Here is a 12,828-nt window from a genome sequence, read left to right on the forward strand (position 1 = left end):
ATTTCATTTTTATTAATTCATATTTTGTACTTTCGGTAAACCAAAACGACCAAAAACAAAAAAAAATGAATGCCCTGATCAAAATTGCTTTAGTCGATGACGAAGTTTTGTTCCGGAAAGGAATAGCTTTTTTATTGCAGAGAGAGGAAAATATTGAGATTATTTTTGAAGCCTCAAACGGAGAAGAACTCATTACCAAATTGGATAATAGCGAGGTAAAACCCGATATTATCATTATGGATTTAAAAATGCCGATTCTTAATGGCGTTGAAGCCACAAAAATTATCAGAAAATCATATCCCGATATAAAAATTATAGCTTTAACGAGTTATGATACTAAATCTTTTATTGCCAATATGATTCAAGTTGGAGCTGTGGCGTATTTAATAAAAAATACTACTCCAAAAGATTTGATCAAAACAATCAATGAAGTCAATAAAAAAGGTTTTTATTACAACGAAAGTGTTTTGAAAACAATTCAGGAAACGATTGTTTCTTCAAAAAATTCAACAAAAGGCAATCTGGAAACCAGTTTTCTTTCTCCACGCGAAATTGAAATTTTACAGCTTATTTGTAAGCAAAAAACAACTTCAGAAATTGCAGAACATCTCTTCTTGAGTCCGCGAACTGTAGAAGGACATCGTAATAATTTATTGCTAAAAACTGAATCCAGAAATATTGCCGGTTTGGTTGTGTATGCTATTCAGAACGAAATTGCAGTTTTAACATTGTAATTTAGCTTGTCAAAAACTGAATTGATAGAACATAATAAAAAACGATTGTAATAATAAGTACCCCAATACCTATTTTTTGCATAATGTTTAATCCTTTTTGCTGGTCTTTACTTTGGTTAAGTTTCATAATTGTGGTTTTTCCTCGATTAGTATTCCGATTCAGGATTTCAAATTTAGGCAGAAAATCTTTCTATAGTTTACGTATTTTTACCTGTTTTTTATAAAATTAACAAGCAAAGTAAGCGTTTTAATCTATTTAACGTTTTGTTTAGTCATAAATCCTCTTATTCTATTGGGTTTTTGGCTCCTTCCTTTATATCTTTACTAAAATAATTTTCTGATGAGAAAAAGTTTAGTCTGCATTTTTATACTGCTGTTATCATTTAATGTTAAAGCATCGTTTCTATTGCTTCCAATGGATGAAACCACACAGCAAAATCACTTAAAAGCATACGGAATTACCTACTGGTGTTTGAGCCGCGATTATAAAGCAAGCTGGCTTCTTAATTACAGAGGCGGTTCATTTTTATTGCCTGATGCAGATGAAATTCGCAGAGAATGCAAAATTCGCGGAGTGAGTTTTGAAGTATTGTCGGATAGTGAAGAAGCATCGATTTTAAATGATATTTCGAGTCCTTCACAAAATATGGAATCTGTAATTCTTGAAAAAGCCCCCAAAATTGCGGTTTATACTCCAAAAGGAAAACAACCATGGGATGATGCTGTAACCTTAGTATTAACGTATGCCGAAATTCCGTTTACACCTATATACGATGAAGAAGTTTTAAGTGATCAATTATTGCTTTATGATTGGCTTCATCTTCATCACGAAGATTTTACAGGACAATATGGAAAATTTTATGCAGCTTACAAAAATACTCCTTGGTACATTGAACAGAAGAAGGATGCTGAAGCTTTGGCCGCAAAATTAGGATATTCAAAAGTTTCAGAAGAAAAAGGTGCTGTTGCAAAAAAAATACGTGATTTTGTTATTGGCGGCGGATTTATGTTTGCTATGTGCTCTGCAACAGATAGTTTTGATATAGCTTTGGCAGCAGATGGTGTCGATATTTGTGAAACGATGTTTGATGGCGATCCGAGTGAATCCAATTATCAATCCAAATTAAACTATTCGAATTCCTTTGCATTTAAAGATTTTATTTTAGAAAGAAGACCTGAAGTTTATGAATTCTCTGATATTGATATGACTGGGAAAAGAAGAGTTCCTATGGAAAAAGACTATTTTACATTGATGGAATATTCTGCAAAATGGGATCCAATTCCAAGTATGTTGTGTCAAAATCATACACAATTGGTAAAAGGATTTATGGGGCAGACTACTTCTTTTAATGAAACACTTGTAAAATCGAATGTTTTAGTGATGGGGACTTGCGAATTAAACGGTGAAGCAAGATATATTCATGGCGAAAAAGGAAAAGGAATGTTTACCTTTTTTGGAGGTCATGATCCTGAAGATTATCAACATCAAGTGGGCGACCCGCCAACAGTTTTAGACTTACATCCTAATTCTCCAGGTTATCGTTTGATTTTAAATAACGTTTTATTTCCAGCAGCGAAAAAGAAAAAGCTAAAAACATAAGATCTAGTTCAAAGAAAATTCAAACCAAATAGGAATATGGTCTGAAATTTTTCTCGCTTCTTGTAAAGATTCGAACTTTTTATAGAATAAAATAGTTCCCGAATTGATGTGTTTTAATGTATTTGGCTTGTAAAATATGTTGTCGAATTCAGAAGCGAGGCAATTATCTTCTTTACATTTTTGTTTTAAAGTCGTTTTTTCTTTTTTCAACATAGAAGAATACCCCATTTTTTTCAATGGATTAAAAACGGTATGCGATTCCGGACAGTTAAAATCTCCTGCAAAAACTAAATTAAGATCTGGATATTCAGCTGGAAGAAATTTGAAATATTTAATTTCAGTTTCAGGTTGTTTACTTTTGGTAATAGCATGAAAATTAACCAAAGTAAAATTCTTTTTATTAGTTTCAAATGTGGCAAAATAAGGTTCACGGTCAATTTCGAGATTGTATTTTTTCTCCAGCCAGGCATCACCTTTAAGTTTTACTTTATTCGTTTTCCAAATAAAAGCATATCGCTCCCTTTTATAACTGTTTCCGCTTGTAGGATCACTAATCCTGTAATCCCATTTAGTTCCTTTCTGATTGAGTAAATTGACAAGTTGTGCCACAGCTTGAGCTCCTCCGTAACCAGCAACAACCTCTTGTATGGCTATTACATCATAATTATTAACGGTATTGGCAATAAAATTTAAAGTAGATTGAGATTTTGACTTTCCAAGATTTTCGACATTCCACGAAATAATTTTGACTTGAGAAAAAGACTGGAATGTGATGAGCAGTAAAAGCAAATAACCTGTAATGTTTTTCATGTAATGGTAAAAGTCAAATATATGAATTCTTGATTTTATCTCAGGAGAAATTATTGTTTTTTTTTAAGATAAAACCGACAAATATTTAAAGGGAATTAGGAGTGCTTTTTTAATGTTTTTTATATCTGTTTTTGAGTGCAGTAGATATAATTATAATTTGTAACACGAGAAGAGTTGGAATAAAAACAATTTTCCACTCAACCTCAAGCCAGCCTGATTTTTCAGAAACAAATGCGAAACTTATGGATAGAAAAAGACAAAGAAATACGGTTTTCAAAATAATCTTATTGTTTGAAGTGTTGATTTTAGAGAAATTAAATTTGTATTTTGGTTTCATAAGCACAATAAATATTTGTTCAGAATTAAACTAAACCAAAGTCTTTGGCGATAGCAATTAAATGTACATTGTTGTTTGCTTTAAAATATATTTTTAGCTTGTTGATTCTTTTTTCGATACTGCTTGTGCCATTGGGTACAATCGAACGTTCTCTAAATTCTTTAGCAATGCTTTCTAAAATATATCCTTTTGCCAAAAGCTGTAAAATATATATATCATATTGCTCAATTTCCAATAAGGATTTATCATTAAAGTTGAAATCTAGATCGGAAGAAAGAATTCTTTCTTCATTGTTAAAAGTTCTTTTTAATGCAACTTTCAGTTCATCAATACTATTTCTTCCTTTTGAAACATAAGCATTAACTCCTAAATCATTAAAAAGATTTTTGATGCGGTATGATTTGTCCTCAATAGAAAAAACCAGTTTTTTAATCTTTGGCTGTACTTCATTAACTGCCTCGATAAGTTGATCGCCATTTAAAAGATTAGTTTTTCGATGATCATTTTTAAAAGATAAATCAGTAATTAGTAAATCATAAGGATCTTTTTCATGTAAAGCCTTTTTTATTTTTAGTATTCCATCGTCACAATATTTTACGTGATCAATTACAGGGATTTCTAATTCTTCCAAAACCTGAACTATTGACAAACTGATACTGTCTAAATCTTCTGCAACTAAAACTTTTTTAAACATAGAATTGTATTATAACCTAAAGTAAAATTTATTTTAAGGGTTTTATTAAATCAAAATTAGCAGTTCCTGTACGCTTTCTTTACGGTTTTCCATATTTTAAGAATTCTGGAATGCTTTAATCTTTTATGAAGGGAATTTAAAAGACAACTTAAATCCATTCCCCGGATTGGTATCGATAATGATTTCTCCCCGTATATTCTGAATACGGTTTTCTACACTCTGAAGACCGTTATTGTATCTTAAATCTTGTATCGCAACACCTTTTCCATTATCCGTATAAGTAATCATGATTTTCTTATTGACTTCCTTGAAATTGATGCCTGCTAACGTTGCCTGACTGTGTTTTTTCATGTTTACCAACAGCTCTTGAAGAACCCTGTAAACCGTAATTTTTTTATTTTTCTCTATACGATTCCAAGAAATAGAATCGAGACCATTTATTAGAAGATTAATATTTGAGGTGTTAAATCCCGAAATCATTTCTTTTAAATAAATCACGAATTTTTCATTGGTTACCACCAAACTGTTTTCTTTAGAAATATCTCTCGTTCTTGTATAAATCGCCTCGAGATTGTTTAAAAGATGTTCCTTGTTTTCTACTTCCGAAAGATTTTTGTTTTCGGCGAAAGCCATAGTGTGGAAAATATCATTGGCCAGTTCATCATGCAGTTTTTTAGCAATTCTGATTTCGCTTTGATAAGCAGCTTCAATTTTTTCCTTATTAGTCCTTGATCTAAAATAAAAGTATAAGGCTAAAACCAAACTAAGCGTAAAGCCAATTATGATATAAGAAGTAATGGTGCGGTTTCTTTGCCTTTCAAGCTGAAGTTCATTTTCCGTTTTATAAGCGGCTAGTTTTAGATTAAATGCTTTCGAATTTGATTTAGCAGCTAATTGGTTGTATTCTTTTAATTGTACTTTATTGATACTGTCATTTAATTTCATATACCTAAGTACGTTCTCTTTAAATTCGTTGTCCTTGCTATTATTTATTAATAGCTTTAATGAAATCAGCTCGTTTTGTAGTTTTATAAAATCTTCTGATCTTGAGTCGGAATTTATAGATTGAGAAGAAACGTTTTCAATGCTGTTTTCAGAAATTGAATACGTTGAAATATCCGGTTTACTTTTTGTAAAAGCGGCTTCCTGACAAGAAAAAACAATTACAAAAATTAGAATTAAATAGAGAAAAAGAAACTGGTATTTCGGAATCATGAACCAAAAATAAAAATTACAGATTCCTGGCATAGCGTATAAATACGGTATTTTCAAAAAGAGCCAAAAAACTTTTTTCCTAATTCTCATTTACAGCTATATACAAAGAAACCCTCTGAAGAGAGGGTTTTTGCTTTAGTAAAATTTCATACAAAAAATCTTTATAAAAAATTATACAGCTCTTAATCCTGTTGTAATGGCAAGTCTGTTCCAAGAGTTAATTGTGATAATGGCAAGTATAATTTCTGCCAGATATTTATCATCAAATAAACTCGCTGCATTTTGATAAACTTCATCACTAACATGATTAGGGATTAAAGTTACTTGTTCAGTTAACGCTAAAATTGCTTTTTCTTCTTCAGTGTAAACATCAGCTTCACGCCATGCGCTAATTAAGTATATTCTTTGTTCGGTAATACCATATTTTCTAGCATCAGCTGTATGCATGTTAATGCAGTAAGCGCAGCCATTAATTTGTGAAGCACGAATTTTGATTAATTCTTTATGTTCTGGAGTTAATGATGTAGAAGAAATATATTTTTCTAAATTTACTAACGCTTGATAAGCTTCTGGAGCTGCTTGCGGAATAACGATTCTCGGTTTCATTTTTATTGTTTTAAAAGTTCATTACAAAGGTCAGTAATGTATACTCTTAAAAACTTGAACTACTTCAAGAAATGTAATCAGACCTTTCCCGCTCTGATTTTACTCATAAATTCTGCAGAAAAATCCAGATAGGAGGCAAGCATATATTGAGGAACACGTTGTACGAAATCTGGTTGTTGGTTTTTAAAATGATTATATCTTTCTTCTGCCGACATCGTAAACAAAAACTTAATACGCATTTGTGCAGCTCCAAATGATTTCTGGGAAACAATACGGAAATACCTTTCCAATTTAGGAATCTGTACTAAAATAGATTCTAGAACATTTTTTTCTAGCACAACGATTTCGCAATTTTCCACTGCCTGGATATAAAAGTGTGAAGGAACATTATTATGATAACTTATATAATCAGTCATCCACCAGTTTTCTATACCAAATTGCAAGGTTTGTTCAATACCTTTTGAATTAATTATATACTGTCTGGCACAACCTTTTGCGATGAAGTACATCGTATGGCAAATCTGGCCTTCTTTTAGCAAATGATCTTTCTTTTTTACTTTTGATGAAAGAATACTCGATTCCAAAAGATCTATTTCTTCAGGTTCTAATGAAACAAACTTTTGTATATGATTTAAAAGTGCAGTAATCATAGATGTTTAAATTATGTTTTAAAGATAAATCAGATTAGCTGTAAAAGCAAAAAACCACTCGTGAGAACGAATGGTTTTTTTATGATAAGTAAGTAAAATCTAAATTGAGTTTATAAAACGTTTATTTTACTTTATTAAGTATTGCTTTGAAAGCTTCTGGGTGGTTCATAGCTAAATCTGCAAGAACTTTACGGTTCAATTCGATTCCGTTAGCTTTAACTTTTCCCATGAATTGAGAATAAGACATTCCTTCTAATCTAGCTCCAGCGTTAATACGTTGAATCCATAATGAACGGAAGTTTCTTTTATTCTGTTTTCTATCACGGTAAGCGTAGCTCATCGCTTTCTCTACCGCGTTCTTAGCAACTGTCCAAACGTTTTTACGTCTTCCAAAGAAACCTTTGGCTTGCTTCATTATTTTTTTTCTTCTTGCTCTTTTAGCAACTGAATTTACCGATCTTGGCATAATTTTAATGTGTTTTTGTAGCAGGCGTCCTGAATTGAATCAAAGGAACTTAATGGCCATACTCCAAGGTTATATAAATAATTTTTTAACCTAAAGAAAATCTTTTAGTCTAATGTCCTAAAGTCAAATGTCTAAAGTCAGTTACTGACTTTTAAACTTTATGACTTTCAACTTTTGACTTATAATTAGATAATTCTTAATTGTTGTTTGATGCTTTTCTCATCAGTTTTGTGAACTAGCGCTGAGTGTGTCAAAGCTAATTTACGTTTTTTAGATTTTTTAGTCAAGATGTGACTTTTAAAAGCATGCTTTCTTTTAATCTTTCCAGAGCCAGTAACTTTAAAACGTTTCTTAGCGCTAGATTTAGTTTTCATTTTAGGCATTTTTCCTAGTGTTTTAATTTATTCTTACTTACTTATATTTTTGTTTCAAGTTTACAGTTTCAGGTTCAAAACTGAATACTGAAACTGCAAACTGAAACTATTTTTTCTTCTTCGGAGCAATGAACATAATCATTCTCTTTCCTTCAAGAACTGGCATAGCCTCAACTTTACCATATTCTTCTAAATCTGTTGCAAGACGTAATAATAAAATCTGCCCTTGATCTTTATAGATGATTGAACGGCCTTTAAAGAAAACGAATGCTTTTAATTTAGCACCTTCTTTTAGGAACTTTTCAGCATTTTTTCTTTTAAATTCATAATCATGTTCATCTGTTTGAGGACCAAAACGAATTTCTTTTACTACAACCTGAGACGATTTAGCTTTTAATGCCTTATCACGCTTCTTTTGTTCGTAAACAAATTTCTTGTAATCCATGATTTTACAAACCGGTGGTTCTGCATTTGGCGAAATTTCAACTAAATCCAATTCAAATTGGTCAGCTAAACGTAACGCATCAGCGATTTTAAAAACCCCAGGTTCAATGTTTTCACCAACAAGACGTACTTCAGGAACACGAATAAGATTGTTTATTCTGTGTGCATCTTTTTTCTCTACTCGAGGTTGAAAACCTCTGTTACTTTTTATTGCTATGACTTTCTAATTTAAGTTAAACTGTAAATACTTTTAATGTCTTTTTTATTTCTTCGTCTACAATCGAAGCGAACTCTTCGATAGAGACTGTTATATTTCCTTTTCCTTCCTGTCCGTGACGACGAATAGAAATCGTACCGTTTTTCTCTTCTTCTTCACCAACGATAAGCATAAATGGAATTTTCTGCATTTCTGCATCTCTAATTTTCTTACCGATAGTTTCATTTCGGTTATCAATTAGGGCGCGAATTTCGTGATTTTCTAGCAAATCTAAAACTTTTTTAGCATAATTTTCGTATTTCTCGCTCAAAGACAAGATAATAGCCTGCTCAGGCATTAGCCAAAGTGGGAAATTTCCTGCTGTATGCTCAAGTAAAATTGCTATAAAACGTTCCATAGATCCAAAAGGAGCTCTGTGAATCATAACAGGGCGATGTAATTCATTATCAGCACCTTTGTAAGTTAATTCAAAGCGCTCAGGTAAGTTGTAATCCACCTGAATAGTTCCTAATTGCCATTGTCTTCCTAAAGCATCTTTAACCATGAAATCAAGTTTCGGACCATAGAAAGCAGCTTCGCCATATTCAACCACAGTATTTAAACCTTTGTCTTTTGCGGCGTTGATAATTGCATTTTCAGCCTTTTCCCAATTTTCATCAGTTCCAATGTATTTTTCTCTGTCTTCCTGATCTCTTAATGAAATTTGAGCCGTGAAGTTTTCAAAACCTAAAGAACCAAATACATATAATACAAGGTCAATTACTTTTTTGAATTCCTCATCCAATTGCTCTGGAGTACAGAAAATGTGTGCATCATCCTGTGTAAACCCTCTAACACGAGTTAAACCATGTAATTCTCCAGATTGCTCATATCTATATACAGTACCAAATTCAGCATAACGCTTTGGTAAATCTTTATATGACCAAGGTCTTACATTATAAATCTCACAGTGGTGAGGACAGTTCATTGGTTTTAATAAAAACTCTTCACCTTCTGCTGGAGTATGAATTGGTTGGAAACTATCTGCTCCATATTTAGCATAGTGACCAGAAGTTACATACAATTCTTTCTGACCAATATGTGGGCTAACAACTTGCTCGTAACCCGCTTTCTTTTGAGCTCTTTTTAGAAATTGCTCTAAGCGATCTCTTAAGGCGGCACCTTTTGGCAGCCACAAAGGCAAACCTTGGCCAACTTTTTGAGAGAAAGCAAACAATTCAAGCTCTTTTCCTAATTTACGGTGATCACGACGTTTTGCTTCTTCAAGAAGTTCAAGGTATTCAGTTAAATCTTTTTGTTTAGGGAAAGAAGTTCCGTAAACACGAGTCAGCTGTTTGTTTTTCTCGTCACCTCTCCAGTAAGCACCAGCCACACTCATGATTTTTACAGCTTTGATAATCCCAGTATTCGGAATATGTCCACCTCGGCATAAATCAGTAAAAGTAGAATGATCGCAGAAAGTAATAGTTCCATCTTCAAGATTAGAAATCAATTCAGTCTTGTAAACATTATCTTTATACATCTCTAAAGCTTCCGCTTTAGTTACAGGGCGCATTTTAAAATCGTGTTTTTCTCTTGAAATTTCTAGAATACGATCCTCAATCTTTTTAAAGTCAGCTTCAGAAATCTTCTGATCTCCAAAATCTACATCATAATAGAAACCATTAGCAATTGCAGGTCCAAGAGTTAATTTAATTCCAGGATACAATTCCTCAAGAGCCTGAGCCATTACGTGCGAAGTTGAGTGCCAGAAAGCTTTTTTGCCTTCCGCATCATTCCAAGTATATAGTATAAGATTACCGTCGGTCGTTAATGGAGTTTCGGTTTCAATAGTTGTACCATTAAAAGATGCTGAAATCACGTTTCTAGCAAAACCTTCGCTAATGTTTTTAGCGACCTCCATTGGAGTTACGCCTGTAGCGAACTCTCTAATTGACCCATCGGGTAAAGTAATCTTGATCATTGTTTATAATTTTGTGAATGCAAATATAGGTGATTACAGAAATACATACAATATATATGTACAAGTTTACTTTATAATATAGGTTACGGTTTTTCTTCTACTATATATAAGAGTAATTTTCATTTCAGACCCGGCAGGTTTTTAAAACCTGCCGGGATTTGTTTTTATACATATATATAATATATAAATAAGTACAGCTTGTCCGGCTGAGCGCAGCGAAGCGATACAGTTTTGGAATTTGGAATTTCTAAAATTGGAATTTAATCATGAGTTTATTCCCGCTGTGCGCAGCAGTCTTTTTAGGGCAGACCCCGCCATAAAAAGGATTCCCGCTGCTGCCGGAGCTGGAAATCCAGTTTCCAGAAGAAAGTTTTTAGAAACAGATGTTTTCAAAACCATAATAAAGAGCGGAAAACGGCTGTAAAGAATAAAAAATCCTCAGAAATGACAATCTAAACGATGGGTAAAATAAGAAAAAGGCAGTCAGGTTCAGAAAAACCCCACAGGAAATTAAAAATAATCAAAATGTAAAAGCACTTCTGCCAGCGGGTTAAGAAAAACATCGAAAAAAGATGGAAAAAATGTAAAAAAAAGTCTTGTAAATGTAAATAAAGGTTCTACTTTTGCACCCGCATCAGCGAAACGCTCTTAGAAATACCGGCAGGCATTTGAATTGGAAGGAAAAGAAATTTTCGAAAAAAGTTCAAAAAAAGCTTGCGGGAATTGAAAAAGCTTTTTACATTTGCACCCCGCAAAACACGGAAAGTTCATTGAAATACCGGCAGAGAATTTAGGAATAAGGGACGAAAAAAAAAGTTTCAAAATTTTTTTAAATTTTTCTTGCAGGTTTTAAAAAGAAGTTTTAGTTTTGCACCCGCTTTGAGAGACAAGCGGAAAAGAAAAGAAAAACGTTCGTAGACATATTGAATTGACAGCCGTTCTGATGAAAATCAGAACAGATAAAATAAGGGTAATAGAATCGGTAAGATTCGAAAAGAACCGATAGTAAGCATCGAATTATAATATAAAAAATATACGATGAAGAGTTTGATCCTGGCTCAGGATGAACGCTAGCGGCAGGCTTAACACATGCAAGTCGAGGGGTAGGGGCTTTCGGGCCTTGAGACCGGCGCACGGGTGCGTAACGCGTATGCAATCTGCCTTCCACAGAGGGATAGCCCAGAGAAATTTGGATTAATACCTCATAGTATTACAGGATGGCATCATCCGGTAATTAAAGTCACAACGGTGGAAGATGAGCATGCGTCCCATTAGCTTGTTGGTAAGGTAACGGCTTACCAAGGCGACGATGGGTAGGGGTCCTGAGAGGGAGATCCCCCACACTGGTACTGAGACACGGACCAGACTCCTACGGGAGGCAGCAGTGAGGAATATTGGTCAATGGGCGCAAGCCTGAACCAGCCATGCCGCGTGCAGGATGACGGTCCTATGGATTGTAAACTGCTTTTGTACGGGAAGAAACACTGATTCGTGAATCAGCCTGACGGTACCGTAAGAATAAGGATCGGCTAACTCCGTGCCAGCAGCCGCGGTAATACGGAGGATCCAAGCGTTATCCGGAATCATTGGGTTTAAAGGGTCTGTAGGCGGTCTTGTAAGTCAGTGGTGAAAGCCCATCGCTCAACGGTGGAACGGCCATTGATACTGCAGGACTTGAATTACCGGGAAGTAACTAGAATATGTAGTGTAGCGGTGAAATGCTTAGATATTACATGGAATACCAATTGCGAAGGCAGGTTACTACCGGTGGATTGACGCTGATGGACGAAAGCGTGGGGAGCGAACAGGATTAGATACCCTGGTAGTCCACGCCGTAAACGATGGATACTAGCTGCTGGGGGCGACTTCAGTGGCTAAGCGAAAGTGATAAGTATCCCACCTGGGGAGTACGAACGCAAGTTTGAAACTCAAAGGAATTGACGGGGGCCCGCACAAGCGGTGGAGCATGTGGTTTAATTCGATGATACGCGAGGAACCTTACCAAGGCTTAAATGCAGACTGACCGGTTTGGAAACAGATCTTTCGCAAGACAGTCTACAAGGTGCTGCATGGTTGTCGTCAGCTCGTGCCGTGAGGTGTCAGGTTAAGTCCTATAACGAGCGCAACCCCTGTTGTTAGTTGCCAGCGAGTCAGGTCGGGAACTCTAACAAGACTGCCAGTGCAAACTGTGAGGAAGGTGGGGATGACGTCAAATCATCACGGCCCTTACGCCTTGGGCTACACACGTGCTACAATGGCCGGTACAGAGAGCAGCCACTGGGCGACCAGGAGCGAATCTATAAAGCCGGTCACAGTTCGGATCGGAGTCTGCAACTCGACTCCGTGAAGCTGGAATCGCTAGTAATCGGATATCAGCCATGATCCGGTGAATACGTTCCCGGGCCTTGTACACACCGCCCGTCAAGCCATGGAAGCTGGGGGTGCCTGAAGTCGGTGACCGCAAGGAGCTGCCTAGGGTAAAACTGGTAACTAGGGCTAAGTCGTAACAAGGTAGCCGTACCGGAAGGTGCGGCTGGAACACCTCCTTTCTAGAGCCTGGGTGTTAGTCAGAGACACGCCCAGGAAATAAGATGCCCGCTTAAGGTTCTGGATCTTAAGATTGTATTACTCTTGCTGTTAATTTAAAAAAATGATAAAAGAATTAAGTAAAACAGAGTCTCGTAGCTCAGCTGGTTAGAGTACTACACTGATAATGTA

The 12,828-nt window shown here is 35.0% G+C and carries 11 protein-coding genes, 1 tRNA gene and 1 rRNA gene (1 of these 13 running past the window's edge); 4 read left to right on the plus strand and 9 right to left on the minus strand.

The features are described from left to right. The first annotated feature begins 65 nt into the window (after window positions 1-65). Both J0383_RS15785 and J0383_RS15790 read left to right on the plus strand, forming a co-directional pair. Window positions 66-734 (plus strand): response regulator transcription factor, encoded by a 669-nt coding sequence (locus tag J0383_RS15785; RefSeq protein WP_207294956.1) that lies wholly within the window; start codon window positions 66-68, stop codon window positions 732-734. A gap of 340 nt (window positions 735-1,074) precedes the next feature. Further along, a complete protein-coding gene (locus J0383_RS15790) occupies window positions 1,075-2,334 on the plus strand; it encodes an asparagine synthetase B (protein ID WP_207294957.1) in 1,260 nt (419 codons plus the stop codon). Between the two features lie 3 nt (window positions 2,335-2,337). Here the strand turns inward: J0383_RS15790 and J0383_RS15795 are convergent, their stop codons facing one another. From J0383_RS15795 to thrS, 9 genes are all read right to left on the minus strand, one after another. After that, window positions 2,338-3,144, minus strand: coding sequence for an endonuclease/exonuclease/phosphatase family protein (locus J0383_RS15795; RefSeq protein WP_207294958.1), 807 nt, complete (start codon window positions 3,142-3,144; stop codon window positions 2,338-2,340). A gap of 362 nt (window positions 3,145-3,506) precedes the next feature. Continuing rightward, window positions 3,507-4,175, minus strand: a complete 669-nt coding sequence (locus J0383_RS15800; RefSeq protein ID WP_207294959.1) for a response regulator transcription factor — start codon at window positions 4,173-4,175, stop codon at window positions 3,507-3,509. A 123-nt stretch (window positions 4,176-4,298) separates the two neighbouring features. Beyond that, window positions 4,299-5,390, minus strand: a complete 1,092-nt coding sequence (locus J0383_RS15805; protein ID WP_207294960.1) for a sensor histidine kinase — start codon at window positions 5,388-5,390, stop codon at window positions 4,299-4,301. 171 nt (window positions 5,391-5,561) lie between these two features. Then, on the minus strand, window positions 5,562-5,996 hold the full coding sequence (locus J0383_RS15810) for a carboxymuconolactone decarboxylase family protein (RefSeq protein ID WP_207294961.1): 435 nt from the start codon (window positions 5,994-5,996) through the stop codon (window positions 5,562-5,564). A gap of 77 nt (window positions 5,997-6,073) precedes the next feature. After that, window positions 6,074-6,646, minus strand: a complete 573-nt coding sequence (locus tag J0383_RS15815) for a Crp/Fnr family transcriptional regulator (protein ID WP_207294962.1) — start codon at window positions 6,644-6,646, stop codon at window positions 6,074-6,076. A gap of 121 nt (window positions 6,647-6,767) precedes the next feature. Further along, window positions 6,768-7,112 carry a 50S ribosomal protein L20 gene (gene rplT / locus J0383_RS15820; protein ID WP_008464948.1) on the minus strand — a complete coding sequence of 115 codons (345 nt, stop codon included), beginning with the start codon at window positions 7,110-7,112 and terminating at the stop codon, window positions 6,768-6,770. 185 nt (window positions 7,113-7,297) lie between these two features. Continuing rightward, window positions 7,298-7,495 (minus strand): 50S ribosomal protein L35, encoded by a 198-nt coding sequence (rpmI, locus tag J0383_RS15825; RefSeq protein WP_011921545.1) that lies wholly within the window; start codon window positions 7,493-7,495, stop codon window positions 7,298-7,300. 97 nt (window positions 7,496-7,592) lie between these two features. Further along, window positions 7,593-8,087 carry a translation initiation factor IF-3 gene (gene infC / locus J0383_RS15830; protein WP_217654116.1) on the minus strand — a complete coding sequence of 165 codons (495 nt, stop codon included), beginning with the start codon at window positions 8,085-8,087 and terminating at the stop codon, window positions 7,593-7,595. A gap of 76 nt (window positions 8,088-8,163) precedes the next feature. After that, window positions 8,164-10,110 (minus strand): threonine--tRNA ligase, encoded by a 1,947-nt coding sequence (gene thrS, locus J0383_RS15835; RefSeq protein ID WP_207294963.1) that lies wholly within the window; start codon window positions 10,108-10,110, stop codon window positions 8,164-8,166. A 1,035-nt stretch (window positions 10,111-11,145) separates the two neighbouring features. Here thrS and J0383_RS15840 point away from each other — a divergent pair. Continuing rightward, window positions 11,146-12,659 (plus strand): 16S ribosomal RNA (locus J0383_RS15840). Between the two features lie 126 nt (window positions 12,660-12,785). Then, window positions 12,786-12,828, plus strand: a tRNA-Ile gene (locus tag J0383_RS15845); it runs 31 nt beyond the window's last position.

Source organism: Flavobacterium endoglycinae (genome assembly GCF_017352115.1).
GTDB classification, from domain to species: Bacteria; Bacteroidota; Bacteroidia; order Flavobacteriales; family Flavobacteriaceae; genus Flavobacterium; species Flavobacterium endoglycinae.